Annotated in this window: 16 protein-coding genes; 4 read left to right on the top strand and 12 right to left on the bottom strand. The window is 67.4% G+C overall.

Going from position 1 to position 14893, the window contains the following annotated elements:
* Nucleotides 1-42: 42 nt before the first annotated feature.
* The 8 genes from ACFWNN_RS32595 to ACFWNN_RS32560 all read right to left on the bottom strand — a co-directional run bounded on the left by ACFWNN_RS32595 (nucleotide 43) and on the right by ACFWNN_RS32560 (nucleotide 7785).
* On the bottom strand, nucleotides 43-687 hold the full coding sequence (locus ACFWNN_RS32595) for a response regulator (RefSeq protein ID WP_382443771.1): 645 nt from the start codon (nucleotides 685-687) through the stop codon (nucleotides 43-45).
* Nucleotides 684-2495 (bottom strand): ATP-binding protein, encoded by a 1812-nt coding sequence (locus ACFWNN_RS32590; RefSeq protein ID WP_382443770.1) that lies wholly within the window; start codon nucleotides 2493-2495, stop codon nucleotides 684-686. The genes ACFWNN_RS32595 and ACFWNN_RS32590 overlap by 4 nt, the downstream gene beginning before the upstream one ends.
* A gap of 41 nt (nucleotides 2496-2536) precedes the next feature.
* Nucleotides 2537-2761, bottom strand: coding sequence for a hypothetical protein (locus ACFWNN_RS32585; RefSeq protein WP_382443769.1), 225 nt, complete (start codon nucleotides 2759-2761; stop codon nucleotides 2537-2539).
* Nucleotides 2762-2882: 121 nt separating this feature from the next.
* Nucleotides 2883-3872, bottom strand: a complete 990-nt coding sequence (locus tag ACFWNN_RS32580) for a zinc-dependent alcohol dehydrogenase family protein (protein WP_382443768.1) — start codon at nucleotides 3870-3872, stop codon at nucleotides 2883-2885.
* Complete coding sequence (locus ACFWNN_RS32575; RefSeq protein ID WP_382443767.1) at nucleotides 3869-4684, bottom strand: carbohydrate ABC transporter permease; 816 nt, start codon at nucleotides 4682-4684, stop codon at nucleotides 3869-3871. Before ACFWNN_RS32575 ends, ACFWNN_RS32580 begins: the two co-directional genes overlap by 4 nt.
* Nucleotides 4681-5613: a carbohydrate ABC transporter permease gene (locus tag ACFWNN_RS32570; protein ID WP_382443766.1), complete on the bottom strand. Its 933-nt coding sequence runs from the start codon at nucleotides 5611-5613 to the stop codon at nucleotides 4681-4683. The genes ACFWNN_RS32575 and ACFWNN_RS32570 overlap by 4 nt, the downstream gene beginning before the upstream one ends.
* A 1-nt stretch (nucleotide 5614) precedes the next feature.
* Nucleotides 5615-6949, bottom strand: a complete 1335-nt coding sequence (locus ACFWNN_RS32565; RefSeq protein ID WP_382443765.1) for an ABC transporter substrate-binding protein — start codon at nucleotides 6947-6949, stop codon at nucleotides 5615-5617.
* Between the two features lie 74 nt (nucleotides 6950-7023).
* Nucleotides 7024-7785: a DeoR/GlpR family DNA-binding transcription regulator gene (locus ACFWNN_RS32560; RefSeq protein WP_382443764.1), complete on the bottom strand. Its 762-nt coding sequence runs from the start codon at nucleotides 7783-7785 to the stop codon at nucleotides 7024-7026.
* Nucleotides 7786-8062: 277 nt separating this feature from the next.
* Here ACFWNN_RS32560 and ACFWNN_RS32555 point away from each other — a divergent pair, with 277 nt between their 5' ends.
* Genes ACFWNN_RS32555 through ACFWNN_RS32540 form a run of 4 tightly spaced genes read left to right on the top strand, consistent with a single transcriptional unit; the run spans nucleotide 8063 to nucleotide 10221 of the window.
* On the top strand, nucleotides 8063-8542 hold the full coding sequence (locus ACFWNN_RS32555) for a DUF6346 domain-containing protein (protein WP_382443763.1): 480 nt from the start codon (nucleotides 8063-8065) through the stop codon (nucleotides 8540-8542).
* Nucleotides 8543-9007, top strand: a complete 465-nt coding sequence (locus ACFWNN_RS32550; RefSeq protein WP_382443762.1) for a YbaB/EbfC family nucleoid-associated protein — start codon at nucleotides 8543-8545, stop codon at nucleotides 9005-9007.
* A 3-nt stretch (nucleotides 9008-9010) separates the two neighbouring features.
* Nucleotides 9011-9349: a type VII secretion target gene (locus ACFWNN_RS32545; RefSeq protein WP_382443761.1), complete on the top strand. Its 339-nt coding sequence runs from the start codon at nucleotides 9011-9013 to the stop codon at nucleotides 9347-9349.
* A complete protein-coding gene (locus ACFWNN_RS32540) occupies nucleotides 9346-10221 on the top strand; it encodes a WXG100 family type VII secretion target (RefSeq protein WP_382443760.1) in 876 nt (291 codons plus the stop codon). Before ACFWNN_RS32545 ends, ACFWNN_RS32540 begins: the two co-directional genes overlap by 4 nt.
* Nucleotides 10222-10292: 71 nt before the next feature.
* On the opposite strand, the gene ACFWNN_RS32535 is transcribed toward ACFWNN_RS32540, so the two are convergent.
* From ACFWNN_RS32535 to ACFWNN_RS32520, 4 genes are read right to left on the bottom strand one after another with little or no spacing between them, the layout of a single operon-like run.
* Nucleotides 10293-11774: a glycoside hydrolase family 13 protein gene (locus tag ACFWNN_RS32535; protein WP_382443759.1), complete on the bottom strand. Its 1482-nt coding sequence runs from the start codon at nucleotides 11772-11774 to the stop codon at nucleotides 10293-10295.
* An 11-nt stretch (nucleotides 11775-11785) separates the two neighbouring features.
* Nucleotides 11786-12619, bottom strand: coding sequence for a carbohydrate ABC transporter permease (locus ACFWNN_RS32530; protein ID WP_285638041.1), 834 nt, complete (start codon nucleotides 12617-12619; stop codon nucleotides 11786-11788).
* Entirely contained in the window at nucleotides 12616-13473 is an 858-nt protein-coding gene (locus ACFWNN_RS32525) for a carbohydrate ABC transporter permease (protein WP_382443758.1), read from the bottom strand. Before ACFWNN_RS32525 ends, ACFWNN_RS32530 begins: the two co-directional genes overlap by 4 nt.
* A complete protein-coding gene (locus ACFWNN_RS32520; protein WP_382443757.1) occupies nucleotides 13474-14811 on the bottom strand; it encodes an ABC transporter substrate-binding protein in 1338 nt (445 codons plus the stop codon).
* Between the last annotated feature and the right edge of the window lie 82 nt (nucleotides 14812-14893).

Here is a 14893-nt window from a genome sequence, read left to right as displayed (position 1 = left end):
ATCGGGGGCGTGGTCCCGTCGTCAGGTGACCGGTGTCCCGAATCAGGAGGGACTTCCGAGTCCCGCCTCCCGCGCGCGCACGATGGCCTGGGCTCGGTCGGCCACCTGGAGCTTGGTGAAGATCGCGGACACGCGGTTGCGGACCGTCTTGCCGGACAACGAGAGCCGGAACGCGATCGACGGGTTGTCCATGCCCGTCGCCATCAGTTCCAGCACGTCCCGTTCGCGGTCGGTGAGCTGGGGGAACGCCACGACCTTCGACGACGAGATCGCGGTGAAGTAGCCCATCATGCGCTGCGCGATGGTGGCGCTGAAGATCGCCTCGCCGGCTCCTATGGCCTGCACGGCGCGCACGATCTCGTCGTCGTCGGTCGTCTTCACGAGGTAACCGCGCGCGCCGGCCTTCATGGCCGCGAAGACCAACTCGTCGTCCTCGTGCATGGTCAGGACGAGGACGCCCACGGACGGCAGCACTTCCAGGATCTGCTTGGCCGCCTCGACGCCGCCGAGCACCGGCATGTGCAGGTCCATCACGACGACGTCCGGTTCGAGGTCGAGGACGACGCGCACGGCCTCGGCGCCGTCGGCCGCGTCGCCGACGACCTCGAGGCCGTCCTCCCCGTCCAGCAACGCCTTCAGCCCGCGGCGGAACACCGGGTGGTCGTCCGCGATCACCACTCGCGTCACTGGGCCTCCAACGGGATCCGCGCCACCACCCGAGTCCCGTGTGGTTGAGCAGGTCCCACTGTGCACGATCCACCCAGTTCGGCGCACCGTTCTCGCATCGAATCCAGCCCCACACCCGGCTTGGAATCCGCCGCGACGCCCCGTCCGTCGTCCACGATCTCCACGACCAGATCACCGTCCGCGCGCACGGTGATCACACAACGAGAAGCACCGGAATGCCTGGCGGTGTTGGTCAACGCCTCCGCGACGATCCGGTAGGCCGCGACCTCGACGGCCGCGGACAGGCCCTCGATCGGTTCGGCCTCCACCTCGACGCGCAGGTCGCCGTTGAACCGCGCCGCCTCGTCCCGCACGGCCAGGGCCAGACCCTGGTCGAGGATCGGCGGCCGCAGCCCGTCCACGAGGCTGCGCACCTCGACGGCCGTCGTGTCGACGTCGCCGAGCACCGGGTCCAGCACGTCGCCCAACGACCGGCGCAACGCCTTGAGCTGCAACCGGATGCCGACCAACGCGGGTCCGACGCCGTCGTGCAGGTCGCGCCGCAACCGCAGCCGTTCTTCTTCGCGCGCCCGCACGAGCCGTTCACGCGCCAACTGCAGATCGGCGGTCAGCTTGATCGACTGCGCGGCCGGCGCGGTCGACCGCGCCAGGTCCACCAGCAGGCTCAGCTCGCGGTCGCTCAGTCGTTCGTCGGGCGCCCGCGGCTCCACGACGAGGTCGCCGACCTGCGTTCCCCGGTACGTCATGGGGAACCGGAGCTGCGGCCATCCACGACTGCGCCCGTGCTCGGCCAGCACCGACCCACCGCGAATCGCCACGTACGGCAGCTTCAACGACTCGGCCACCGTGGCCGCCACGGTCGGCAGCACGTCCTGCGAGCTTTCGAGCTTCTCGCTCAGCAACGACAGGGCGGCGTGCGGATCAGAACGTTGCCCGAACAGCCACAGGTCCAGCCTGCGCTGCACCCACGAACGGATCGGCGCGAACGCGAGCCCCGCCGCCACGACCCCGATGACCTCGGCGTCGTTGGTGAACAACTGTCCCGCCCCGACCATCACGCCGAGGTAGACCAGCAGCAGCACGACCGTCAACGAGCCGTAGAGCAACGACCGGTGGATGAGCAGGCTGATGTCGTACAGGCCATAACGGACGATGGCGATCACTGCCGCCGCAGGAAACGCCAACACACCAACGACCCATGCGACGTGTCCGTCCGTGGTCTCCACCACGGTCGCCACGCCGGCCAACGTCAGCAACGCGAACGCCCACACGAGCAAGCGGCGTTCGTCCCCTTCAGCCCTCCGCCACCGCAGAGCCAAGGACACCACCGCCGCGATCACCGCGACCCCGGCCGCCAGCACCGAGACCAGCGTGATCGTCTTCGCGAGCCCGCCGCCACCGGACTGCCAGAACGACGCGGGATCGCCCCACGACGCCCAGGCGATCCCGATCGTCCCGAAGAGAGCGCTGAACAACGAAGCACCGATGGCGATCCACCACCGGTTGCTCAACGGCCTGCCGTTCGGGAAGACCAGGGCCACCGCGGGCAGCAACGCGTACGTGGGCCACCAGACCCACGCCTCGACCCACCGGGCGGGGTGGTCGGCCGGCTGGCCCGCGACCGCGACGGCGATCCCGCCGAACACGCCCATGACCAGCAGCAGCCACCCGACGGGCGACCTGCGGACGTGGCCGATCACCCGCACCCCGAGCAGGGTGCAGGCGAACGCGACCAGCCAGTTCCGCGGATGCGAAACGGTGCCGGTGACCACCGTGTGCACGACGGCGTAGAGCACACAGATGGCCACCAGAGCACCAATGACCCGGGCGAGGGTTACCTCGCGCCGGGTCAGTCGCTGAGCCAGTGCCACAGGTTGTGGAACGGAGAACCGGCGTCCTGAGTGGTGAGACCTCCGGGCCAGCCCTGGAAGGTCATGACGCGCTGGCGGATCTCCTCCACCGTCATCGGCTTGGACTCTTTGTGGACGTGGTTGAAATCGACGTCCCCAGGCGGCGCGTTCATAGCGCGCGCCTGGAGCTCCGCGTACCAGGCGAGGAGCTCTTCGTCGGACATGTGCGAAAAGTACGGCGGTACTTCGACGTTCTGCCGGGACTTCGACATGCCTGGAAGGAGTCAGGGGCACTCGTCTGGATACACGAGTGCCCCGAACTTCTGAGAACTTTCTCGGATCAGGTCACGGCAGGACCTGGATCTTGCGTCCCACACCCGCCTTGAACTGGTCCAACGCCGCCGCGTAGCCGTCCAGCGGCACCCTGTCACTGATGAAGATCTCGGGGTCGAGTACTCCGGTCGCGAACAGATCCGCCGCCCGTTCGAACGAGTGCAGCACCGCCATCGAGCCGGTGATGGTGATCTCCTGGTTGTAGATCTTGTACGGCTCGATGGTGACCCGCGCGGAGTAGTCCGAGACACCGAACTGGAGGAACGTCCCTCCCTTCGCGACCCGGTTGATGCCGTCCTGGATGGCCTTCTCGTTGCCCGTGGCGTCGATGACGAGGTCCCAGCCCTGCGGCCGGTCCAGTTCGTCCGCCGAGGTGGCCACCGAGGTGACGCCGAGCTGGACGGCGGTCTTCAGGCGCTCCTCGTTGAGGTCCACGACCTCGATCGACGACGCGCCGGTCAGCTTGCCGAGCTGCAGCATCATCAGGCCCATCGTGCCCGAGCCGTAGATCAGCACCCGCTGCGCCATCTTCGACTTCAGCACGTCGTAGCCGCGCACCGCGCAGGACAGCGGTTCGATCAGCGCCGCGTCCTCCAGCCGCACGTGGTCGGGCAGCTTGACGCAGTTCGCGACGGGCGCCACCGCGAACTCCGCCGCGCCACCGGCCGTCGTGACACCGATGGCGGCCCAGCGCTCGCAGAGGTTGTTCATGCCGTTGCGGCACATCCGGCACTCGAAGCAGTAGAGCGACGGGTCGACGGCCACGCGGTCGCCGACCTGCACCTCGTTCACCTGCGAGCCGATCTCGACGATCGTGCCCGCGAACTCGTGGCCCGGCACGACCGGCAGGGTGGGAGCGAACTCGCCCTGGAGGATGTGCAGATCGGTACCGCAGAGACCGCAGGCAGCCACGTCCACGACGACTTCGCGCGGACCGCACTTGGGATCGTCCACAGTGGTCACCTCGACGGACCCGACGCCCGTGATCACTGCTGCTTTCACTTGACCGCTCCCAACGAAAGGCCCTGGACGAGCTTGTCCTGGGCGGCGAACCCGGCGATGAGCACCGGCAGAGAAACCACGACCGCGGCCGCGCACACCTTCGCCAGGAACAGGCCCTGGGAGGTGACGAACCCGGTGAGGTACACGGGGGCGGTACCGGCGACGACACCGGTCAGCACCCGTGCGAAGAGCAGCTCGTTCCAGCTGAAGATGAAGCAGATCAACGCCGTCGCGGCGATGCCCGGCATGGCGATCGGCGCGACCACCCGGCGCAGGATCGTGATCAGCCCGGCGCCGTCGATGGAGGCGGCCTCCAGGATCTCCTTCGGCACCTCGGACAGGAACGAGCGCATGAGCCACACCGCGATCGGCAGGTTCATCGAGCAGTACAGCAGCGTGAGGAACGAGATGTTGTCGAGCATCCCGGAGAACTGCGCGATCAGGTAGATCGGCAGCAGCGCCGCGACGACCGGCATCATCTTGGTGGAGAGGAAGAAGAACAGGACGTCCGTCCACTTCTCCACCGGCTTGATCGACAACGCGTACGCGGCCGGGATCGCCAGCAGCAGCACGATGATCGTCGACCCGATCGAGGCGCTGAACGAGTTGATCAGCGGCGGCCACGCGCCGGAGTCGAAGAACTCCGCGTAGCCGTCGAACGTGATCGGAGCCAGCACCGACGGCGGGTTGGTGGCCGCGTCCGTCTCACTGTGCAGCGAGGTCAGGAACATCCAGGCCACCGGAGCGAAGAAGACGATGCCCGCGAGCCAGGCGAGCACACCCCAGCCGTGTTTGACCAGTCGGGCGGTCATCGCTTCTCCTCCTTGAACAACGAGGACACCGTGCGCAGCGCGAACGTCGCGATGATGATCGACCCCGCCACCACGATGACGCCGGCCGCGGAGGCCTCGCCGTACTCGTGGGCCTGGTAGAAGGTCTGGTAGATCATGTACGGCAGGTTCGCCGTGCCCAGACCGCCGGACGTGATGGTGAAGACCGCGTCGAAGTTCTGCACGATGTAGATCGACCCGAGCAGTCCGCCGAGCTCCAGGTACTGGCGCAGGTGCGGGAACGTCAGGTAGCGGAAGATCTGGAACGACGACGCGCCGTCGATCGTGGCCGCCTCGACGGGTTCGATCGGCTTGGACTGCAACCCGGCCAGCAGGATCAGCATCATGAACGGCGTCCACTGCCACACCAGCGACAGCACGACCGCGCTCATCGGCATGTTGGAGATCCAGTCCGGCTGGGCGTCGAAGCCCAGCCAGTTCAGGATTCCGTTGAACAGGCCGTACTCCGGGTTGTAGAGCACGTGCTTCCAGATCAGCGCCGCCGCCACCGGAACCACGAGGAACGGCGCGATGAGCATGGTGCGCACGAACCCGCGGCCCCGGAACTTCTTGTCCAGCAACAACGCGAGGCCCAGCCCGAGGATCAGGCTGATCAGCACGACCGACGCGGTGAGCACGATCGTGTTGACGACCGAGGACCGCAGGTCCGGGTCCGTGAAGACGTTGATGTAGTTGTCGAACCCGGCGAACCCGCGGTTGGTGGGGTCGAGCGAGTTCCACTTCATGAACGAGATGACGAGCGTCGCGACGAACGGCAGCTGCGTCACGATGATCAGGAAGATGAGCGCGGGCAGCAGGGGAGCCCGCCGCGCCCACTTCGAGTAGCCCTTGCGGGGGACGGGGGGCGGCCGGTTGTCCACCGGCCGCTCCTCACGCGTCAGGACTGCCATGTCACTGTCCCTTGTACTTCGCCGCGACCTTCTCGGCGAGCCCCTGACCGTTGTTCAGCGCGTCGTCCACGGACGTCGCCCCCGCGATGGCGGAGCTGATCTGCTGCGACACCTGGGTTCCGAGGTCGGTGAACTCGGGGATGCCGACGAACTGGATGCCGGGCGCCGGGCGCGGCTGCACACCGGGGTCGTTCGGCTTCGCGCCCTTGATGGCTGCCTCAGCGGCGGCCGCGAACGAGCCGGAGGACTGCTTGTACTCGGCGCGCTGGTAGGTCGAGGAACGCTTGCCGTCCGGCACCTTCGACCAGCCGAGGGTCTTGCCCGCGAGCTCCTCGTAGCCCTTGCCCGAGGCCCACGAGATGAACTTCCAGGCGTTCTCCTGCTTCTTCGACGCCTTCTGGATGCCGAACGCCCAGGTGTAGAGCCAGCTGGAGGTGTCGGTCTTCACGACCGGCGCCTGGGTGAAGCCGAGCTTGCCCTTGACCGGCGAGTCGTCGGCTTCGAGCAGGCCGGCGGCGACCGTGGCGTCGTACCACATCGCGACCTTGCCCTGCGTCATGTTGTTGAGGCACTCGGCGAAACCGGCCTGCGGGGCGCCCGCCTCACCGTAGTTGCGGACCAGGTCCACGTAGAACTTGGTGGCCTCCTTGAACTCCGGCGCGTTGACCTGCGCCTGCCAGTCCTTGGTGAACCACGTGCCGCCGAAGGTGTTCACGACCGTCGTGAGCGGAGCCATGACCTGGCCCCAGCCCGGCTGGCCGCGCAGGCAGATGCCGCGGACCTCGGGGGTGGCGACCTTCGCGGCGGCGTCGGCGACCTGCTGCCAGGTCGGCTTGTCCGGCAGGGTGACGCCCTTCTCGGCGAAGATGTCCTTGCGGTACATGAGGAACGACGACTCGCCGTAGAACGGCTGCGCGTACACCTTGCCGTCGGCGGCGGTCAGCGACTGCCGGATCGGCTCGAGGATGTCGGCCTGGTCGAACGCGCTGTCCTTGGACACGAAGTCGTCCATCGGCGCGAGCCAGCCGTTCTTGGCGTACATCGGCGTCTCGTAGTTGGAGATCGTGGCGACGTCGTACTGCCCGGCCTGGCTGGAGAAGTCCTGGCTGATCTTGTCGCGGACGTCGTTCTCCGGCAGCACGGTGAAGTTCACCTTGATGCCCGTGTCCTTGGTGAAGTTGTCCGCGGTGAGCTTCTGCAGGTCCTGCATCTGCGGGTTGTTCACCATCAGGACGTTCACCGAGTTCTCACCACCGCCTCCGCCTCCCGCGCCCGAGCAGGCGGATGCGAGCAGCAACACCGCGGTGGCGGCTCCGAGTGTGCGAATCGACGACATCGTCGGTTCCTTTCAAGGGTTTTCGGGCGCGTTGAAGACGGGGGATGTCGCGCCCGAGAGGGGAGGGCAGCAGATCAGGCTCTGACGACCTTGGGGCCGAGCAACGTGTACCGGTGGGCCTCGTGCGCGGTGAGGCCGCTGTCGGTGACGATCGCCTCCAGATCGGAGACCTCGGCGAACCGGTGGAAGCTGGAGACGCCGAACTTCGTGTGCGTCCCGACGAAGATCTTTCTGCGGGACGCGCTGAGCGCCTTGGCCTTCACCGCGCCGACCGCCGGGTCGGGTGTGGTCAGACCGTGCTCGCGGGAGATGCCGTTCGCTCCGATGTAGGCGAGGTCGATGACCATCTCGCCGAGCATCCTCGTGGTCCAGTGGTCCACAGTGGCCAGTGTGTGGCCCCTGACGCGACCGCCCAGCAGCAGGACGGTGCACGACGGGTGCTCGGACATCGCCGCCGCGGTCGGCAGCGACGCGGTGATGATCGTGAGCGGGTTGGTGGTGGGCAACGCCTCCGCGACGAGCTGCGGCGTGTAGCCCTCGTCGATGAAGACCGTCTCGGCGTCGTCGAGCCGTTCGGCGGCGGCCTTCGCGATCCGCCGCTTCTCCGGGACGTGCGACCCGGCGCGGAACCGGAGTCCTGTCTCGAAGCCGGCGCTCTCGACCGGGACACCACCACCGTGCGTGCGGCGCACCAGACCGTGCTCGTCGAGCACGCGCAGGTCGCGCCTGACCGTTTCGGGCGCGACGCGCAGTTCCTGCGCCATCTCCACCACGTCGACGCGGCCGTCGGCGCGGGCCCTGGCCAGGATGCGGCGCTTGCGTTCCTCGGCTCGCATGTCACCTGCCCATTCGGCTCTCGGCTTGCCCGTTCGGGCCGTGCATAGATGAAACACCCTCGAAACATTGTGGTGGGCACCACAACTGGGTGAGATCCTGCCCGATTTTCGCCCGTCTCGCCGTGTGTGACGACTCGTTCACGCAGGTCGACCAGAATGGGCATGCCCGGATTGGCGGGTTCGCGTGCCCGGATGGCCCCCAGGTCGTTGCTCAAACCGGGGGAACCGGGCGCATCGGATTCCAGTCGAACACCCAGTAGACGAGGGGACGACACGCATGAAATGGGTTGCCGGTCTGTTCGCCCTGGCGATCTTGGCCGGCGGTGTCCTGCTGGGACTGACGGGCTTCACGAAGTTCGATCCGGCGGCGGGCACGAAACCGGTGGCGGACTCCGGTGTGGCTCGGGTGACCGAGTGCACGGGCAGCGGCCCGGTCGGCAGGTACGGCTTCGGCAGCTGGTGGATCTGCCAGGCCGATGTGGAGTGGAAGAGCGGGAGCACGACGCGGGTGACGGCCGAACCCGGCCAGCTCACGCCGTCCGACAAGGGTTCCGACGTGCCGGTGGTGCAGCGGGGCGAGGGCAAGGTCCGCAACGGCGCGGGCAACCCGCCGGTCTACCGGGCCGACTTCGAGCCGAGCGTCGTGCTGGGCATCGGGTCGGTGCTTGGAGGACTCGCGATCGGTGGGATCGGGGCGCTGGCCGTTCTGGGCACGGTGGCTTCCCGTCGTAAGAAGGCACAGGAGAGGGACTTCTAGATGAATCCGGCAGCAGCTGATCCCGACGCGATGATGCGTCAGTGGAACGAGCAGATCCAGGCCAAGCTCAAGCAGGCCGACGAGATGAAGCAGGTCGCGAACGCGGTGTCGGTGACACAGCGCTCGTCTGACGGCTCGGTGTCCGTCACGGTCGACCAGAACGGCATCGTCTCGGTCCTGGACCTGACCGACGCGGCGTTGCGCAAGCAGCCCGCGCAGCTGTCGGCCGAGATCCTCGGCGCGATGCGCACGGCTCAGGCGCAGATCGCGGCCAGGATGCAGGAGGTCATGGCGCCGATCATCGGTGAGGACTCCGCGACCATGGACGCGCTGATGGGCGGCTACCACGAGCGCTTCCCGGAGCCTCCGCCCGAGGACCCCGCCGCGCAGCCGCGTCCGACCGGCCCCTCCGATGACGACGACTTCGGCGGGCACAACTTCGCCCGTGACAACAAGGGCTGGTGAATCGTGACCGCAGCGGGGTTCAACGTCCAGACGCAGGCGATGCGTGATCACGCTCGCCGCCTGGACGGCATCGTGAAGCAGATCGAGACCGCCCAGCAGGCCATCGGGCAAGCCCGCATCAACGGCGCCAACGCGTACGGGATCCTGTGCAGCCCGTTGCTGGAGCCGATCATGGGCACCATCGAGGCGGCCGGTACCGGCGCCGTGAACACCGCGCACGGCGTCGTCGACGCCACTGTGGACGGTGTCAACGGGATGGCCGACGCGTACGACAACGTCGACCAGGCGCTCGGCGGCAACTTCAAGAAGATCGTCGAGAAGCTGGGGGAGCTGACCTCATGACCGCACCCAACCCGTTGGTGGCCAGGGCCCCCGACGCCCCCGGCGCACTCGCCGGGCTGAACCTGGTCGAGCCCGCGGCGGACGCGGTCTCGGCGATCCAGCGCGGTGACTGGGCGGAGGCGGGCATCAACGTCCTCGGCGCGGGCATCGACGCGCTGGGATTCCTGACCGACCCGTTCGGCACGCTGCTGTCGTCGGCGTTCGCGTGGTTCATCGAGCACGTCGAGCCGTTGAAGTCGATGCTCGACTCGCTCGCGGGCAACCCCGGAGTGATCAACCAGAACGCCGCCACCTGGGGCAACGTCGGTGATCACCTCAAGCGGGCCGGCGAGGACATGTCCCGCCTGGTCGACACCGACACCGCCGCGTGGCGGGGTGCGGCGATCGACGCCTACACCGCGGTGGCGAAGGCCGAGGCGACCGGGGTGAAGGCCGCCGGGCTCGCCGCCGAGGGCGTCGGCGCCGCGCTGACCGGCGCCGGGGTGGCCGTCGCGACCGTCCGCACGATCGTCCGCGACCTGATCTCGATGGCGATGAGCGAGCTGGTGCAGGCGCTGATCCGGTGGGCGGCGGCCGCGTTGCTCACGGTCGGGCTGGCGACGCCGGGCATCATCGCGGACGGCATCCGGCTGATCATGAAGTGGGCCAAGAAGGTCTCGGACTGGCTCGACAAGGTGATCAAGACGATCCGGAACCTGTCGAAGGTCGTCAACAAGATCTTCGAGGTCCTGGAGAAGTGCAAGACCGGTCTGGCGGCGATCATGCCGAAGGGTGCGGCCGACGCCATCGTGGACACCACCGCGATCGGCATCGCGAAGAACCTGCCCACCGAGGCCGCGAAAGCCGACGACTCGCCGTACGCGACGCGTTGAAGCTCGACGAGTTGAGGGTCGGGGGCGGCTTTCGCGCCACCCCCGACCCTCGTCCACCCCAGGAACTCCCGCTACTTCAGCCAGGCCGCCGCGTCACCGGGCAGCTTGCCGTCCACCAGCGGGATGCTTGACAACGTTGGCACGCCCGGCAGTTCGATGGGCGCGTCCGACAGGTTGACGACGCACGTGGTGTCGCCGCGCTTGAACGCCAGCACGTTCTCGCCGAGGTCGAGCCACTCCAGGTCGCCGTCGACACCGCGGCGGTGCGCGAACACCTGGCGGTACAGGGCGAGCATCGAGTCCGGGTCGTCCTGCTGGGCCGACACCGAGAAGTCCTGCCAGTTAGCCGGTTGCGGCAGCCAGCTAGGACCGTCCTCAGTGGACCAGGGGAGCGGCACGCGGCAGCCGTCACGACCCCGGTCGGTGAAGCCCGAGCGGTGCCACACCGGGTCCTCGCGCAGCTCGTCCGGCAGGTCCTCGACCTCCCAGAGGCCCAGCTCCTCGCCCTGGTAGACGTAGACGCCGCCGGGCAGCGCGGCCGTGAGCATGATCGCCGCACGGGCCCTGCGCGTGCCCAGGTCGAAGTCGGTCGGGGCGCCGTGCTGCCGGTCCGCGAAGGAGAACCCGGTCTTCTCACGGCCGTAACGGGTCACGTGCCGCGTGACGTCGTGGTTGGACAGCACCCAGGTCGGGGGAGCGCCGACGGGTTCGTGCGCGGCGAGCGTGCTGTCGACGACCTTGCGCAGCTCGTCGGCGTTCCACGGGCAGCACAGGAAGTCGAAGTTGAACGCTGAGTGCATCTCGTCTTGCCTGAGGTACCGCGCGAACCGGACCGGGTCCGGCAGCCACATCTCGCCGACGAGGATGCGGTCGCCGTCGTACTCGTCCACGATCTGGCGCCAGCGCCGGTAGATCTCGTGCACGCCGTCCTGGTCGGAGTAGGGGAGATCCGCGTTCGGCTTGCTGAAGTCCTTGACCAGGCCGTCGGCGACGTCGATGCGGAAGCCGTCCACACCGCGGTCGAGCCAGAACCGCAGGATGTCCTCGAACTCGTCGTGGACGACCTGGTTCTCCCAGTTGAAGTCCGGCTGCTCAGCCGCGTAGAGGTGCAGGTACCAGCGACCGTCCTCCAGCCTGCTCCAGGCGGGACCGCCGAAGCGCGACTGCCAGTCGTTCGGGAGCTCCTCGGTGTCGCGGACGTGGAAGCGATCCCACAGACCGTCCTTGAACCACGGGTGCTGGTCGCTGCTGTGGTTCGGGACCAGGTCGATGATGATCCGGATGCCCAGGCCGTGCGCGTCCGCGATGAGCTTCTCGGCGTCGGCGAGCGAGCCGAAGACCGGTTCGATGTCGCGGTAGTCGGCCACGTCGTAGCCGCCGTCGGCGAGCGGGCTCGGGTACCACGGGTTGAGCCAGATCGCGTCGAAGCCGAGGCTCGCGATGTGCTGGAGCTTGGCGCGGAGGCCGGCGATGTCGCCGATGCCGTCCCCGTTGCCGTCCGCGAAGCTGCGCAGATAGACCTGGTAGATGGAAGCGTTCCGCCACCAACTCATCTGGTGTCCTTTCACCCTTTGACGCCGCCCGCGGTGAGCCCCGCGAGGATGTGCCGCTGGAACGCCAGGAACAGCGCCACCATCGGCAGGCTCGCCAGCACGAGGCCCGCGAGCAGGAGGTTGATCGGTGTGTCCGGCGCGAAGCGTTGAAGCGCGACGCTGAGCGTCTGCTTCGCCGGATCGGGGAACACGAGCAGCGGCCAGATGAAGTCCTTCCACGCCGCCACGACCGCGAAGATCGAGACGACGGCGAGGATGGGGCGCGAGATCGGCAGCACGATGCGGACGAGGGTCGTCCACGTGTTGGCGCCGTCGATCCTGGCCGCTTCGAGGAGCTCTTCCGGGATCTGGTCGAAGAAGCGCTTGAGCAGGTAGACGTTCAGCGCGTTCGCCGCGGCCGGCAGCCAGATGCCCGCCGGGTTGTTCAGCAGGTCGAGGTCGGTGAGCGTGAGGTAGACGGGGACCAGCACGGCCGTCGACGGCAGCATCAGCGTCGCGAGCATCAGGCCCATGATCGCGTTGCCGAAGATCGGCCGGAGCTTGCTCAGCGCGTAGGCCGCCGGGACGATCACGGCCATCTGCACGGCCCACGCGCCGAGCGCGACGACGAGCGTGTTGAGGAAGAACTTGCCGAGCTCCATGTAGTTCCAGGCCTCGGCGTACGCGCCCGGTTCCCAGGTCTGCGGCAGGATCGTGGGCGGCTGCTGGGCGAGTTCGGCCGGTGGCTTGAACGCGCCGAGCAGCACCCAGACGAGCGGGAGCAGGAACGCGGCGGTGAACAGGACCAGCGTGCCGACGAGAACGACCCAGTAGAGCGGGCCGGTGCCCCTGGTGAGAGTCCTCATGCGTCGGCCTTCTTCGTGATCTTGAGGTAGAGGAAGGAGAAGACGCCCAGCACCGCGAAGAGGATGAGGCTCAGCGCGCTCGCGGTGCCGAAGTCGTTGTAGTAGAAGGCGTAGCGGTACAGCAGGAGCAGCACGGTGACCGTGGACTCCTCAGGGCCGCCGCCGGTCATGATGAACGGCTCGGTGAAGATCTGCATGGTCGCGACGACCTGGAGCAGCAACAGCATCAGGATCACGAACTTGGTCTGCGGGATCGTGACGTGCCAGACCTTCTTGAAGATCCCGGCGCCGTCCAGGTCCGCGGCCTCGTACAGCTCACCGGGGATGGTCTGCAACGCCGCCAGGTAGATCAGCGTCGCGCTGCCCATGTTCGCCCAGGTGATCACCAGGACGAGGCTGATCATGCTGGTGCTCGCCGAGTCGAGCCACTGCAGCGTCGGCAGGTTCAGTCCTCTGAGGACCGAGTTGAACAGGCCGGGTCCCGGGTCGTAGAACCACTTCCACAGCAGGGCCGTGACGACCGGCGGGAGCATCACCGGTAGGTAGACCAGCAGGCGGAAGTAGCCCTTGGCGTGCCGCAGTTCGTTGAGCACGACGGCCGTGAGGAACGGGACGCCGAAGCCGAGCAGCAGCGCCAGGAGCGTGAAGTACAAGGTGTTGCGCCACGCCACCCCGAACAGCGGGTCGGCGAAGAGTCGTTCGAAGTTCTCCCAGCCGACCCAGTCGGGACTCGTGACGAAGTTGACCTGCTGGAAGCTCAGGACCACCCCGCGCACGATCGGCCACCAGGAGAAGATCGCGAAGACGACCAGCGCGAGGCTCAGGAAGCCGTACGCGGTGACGTGGCGCCGCACTTACTTCACCTGCGCAAGAACTGCGTTGACCTTGGTCTCGGCGTCCTTGAGCAGTGCCGCGTGGTCAGCGTCCTTGTTGGTGAGCACCGCCTGCACGACGGTGTCGAGGATCGCGTAGACCTGCTGCGCCTGCGGCGGTTCCAGTGAGCCCTTGGTCTTCTCCGAACCGTCCACATAGGCCTGGAAGTTCTTCACCGGCATGGTGGCGTACTTGGCCTTCAGGTCTTCCTGCTTGGAGCGCGGCTCGCCGGTCCAGATGTCGGCGATCGGCGGGATCGGCAGGCCGACGGGCTGGCCGCGGTCCTTGTACTTCTGCAGGTTGCCTTCGAGGCGGTCCGGGTTCAGGTACTTCCACTGGATCCACTTCAGGCCGGCCTTGATCTTGTCGGGCGTGGCCGTCGGGTTGATCATGTAGCCCTCGCCGCCGAGCAGGGTGCCCTTCTGCTCCGGGATCGCGGCCAGGCCGTAGTCGTCGTACTTGCCCTTGAACTGGTTGACGATCGCGGCGACGTTGTCCGGCGCGGCCAGGTACATGCCGAGCTGCCCGGCGCCCATCATGTTCTGCACGTCGCCGATCTCCAGGAGCTGCTTCTCGCCCATGGAGTTGTCGTCCCAGCGCATCTCCTTGAGCCTGCGCAGGACTTCCTTGCCCTTGTCGTTGTTGAAGTCGGCCACGAACTTGTCGCCGTCCTTCTTGGCGATGTCACCGCCGACGGACTTCATCCACGTCGTGAAGTGCCAGCCGCCCTGGTTGCTCTTGCTGTACTCGGCGAACCCGGTGACCCCGGCGTCCTTGAGCTTCTTGGCGGCCGCGCGCACCTCGTCCCACGTCTTCGGCGGGCTGTCGGGGTCGAGGCCCGCCTTGGTGAAGTTGGCGCGGCTGTAGAGCAGACCCATCGTGTAGTTCGCCGTCGGCAGCCCGTAGACCTTGCCGTCGACCGTGAAGACGTCCTTGAGCTCCTGCTTGATGTCCCCGTAGTGCGGCACGTCCTTGACGTAGTCCGTCAGGTCCGCCGCCTGCTTGCGGGCGATGAGCGCCGCGGGGTCGGTGAAGTAGACGTAGAAGACGTCCTCCAGCTGCCCACCGGCGAGCTTGGCGCTGAACGTCTTCGGGTCCATGAACCCCTCGTGCGGCACGAGGTCGATGTCCGGGTTCGCCGCTTCGAACTCAGCGACGTCCTCGTCGAACACCTTGCGGTCGAACGCCTGCGTCTGCGGCGGCTGGCCGTTGATGTTGATCTGGACCTTGCCGCCCGGCTCGGTCGTGGAACCGCTCCCACAGCCGACGGTGCTTAGCGCCAGGACACCGCCAATCAGCACGGCAGCGGACTTCTTCATGGTGGGGCCGCCCTTCTCGCGAGCGCGTCGATGTGACGGCGACCATAAGTCCCCGTTACATCTGAACGCAATATCCAGACGA

The organism is Lentzea sp. NPDC058450 (assembly GCF_042721395.1).
In the GTDB taxonomy this organism is placed as follows: domain Bacteria; phylum Actinomycetota; class Actinomycetes; order Mycobacteriales; family Pseudonocardiaceae; genus Lentzea.
Note: the sequence above shows the minus strand (reverse complement) of the source record. Positions and strands in the feature narration are given on the sequence as shown.

Bases quoted from the DNA above. Each gene is read 5' to 3' on its own strand.
- ACFWNN_RS32535 (WP_382443759.1), bottom strand. From the start codon at position 11,774: ATGAGTTGGTGGCGGAACGCTTCCATCTACCAGGTCTATCTGCGCAGC.
- ACFWNN_RS32520 (WP_382443757.1), bottom strand. From the start codon at position 14,811: ATGAAGAAGTCCGCTGCCGTGCTGATTGGCGGTGTCCTGGCGCTAAGC.
- ACFWNN_RS32575 (WP_382443767.1), bottom strand. From the start codon at position 4,684: ATGACCGCCCGACTGGTCAAACACGGCTGGGGTGTGCTCGCCTGGCTC.
- ACFWNN_RS32570 (WP_382443766.1), bottom strand. From the start codon at position 5,613: ATGGCAGTCCTGACGCGTGAGGAGCGGCCGGTGGACAACCGGCCGCCC.
- ACFWNN_RS32565 (WP_382443765.1), bottom strand. From the start codon at position 6,949: ATGTCGTCGATTCGCACACTCGGAGCCGCCACCGCGGTGTTGCTGCTC.
- ACFWNN_RS32550 (WP_382443762.1), top strand. From the start codon at position 8,543: ATGAATCCGGCAGCAGCTGATCCCGACGCGATGATGCGTCAGTGGAAC.
- ACFWNN_RS32530 (WP_285638041.1), bottom strand. From the start codon at position 12,619: ATGAGGACTCTCACCAGGGGCACCGGCCCGCTCTACTGGGTCGTTCTC.
- ACFWNN_RS32560 (WP_382443764.1), bottom strand. From the start codon at position 7,785: ATGCGAGCCGAGGAACGCAAGCGCCGCATCCTGGCCAGGGCCCGCGCC.
- ACFWNN_RS32585 (WP_382443769.1), bottom strand. From the start codon at position 2,761: ATGTCCGACGAAGAGCTCCTCGCCTGGTACGCGGAGCTCCAGGCGCGC.
- ACFWNN_RS32555 (WP_382443763.1), top strand. From the start codon at position 8,063: ATGAAATGGGTTGCCGGTCTGTTCGCCCTGGCGATCTTGGCCGGCGGT.
- ACFWNN_RS32540 (WP_382443760.1), top strand. From the start codon at position 9,346: ATGACCGCACCCAACCCGTTGGTGGCCAGGGCCCCCGACGCCCCCGGC.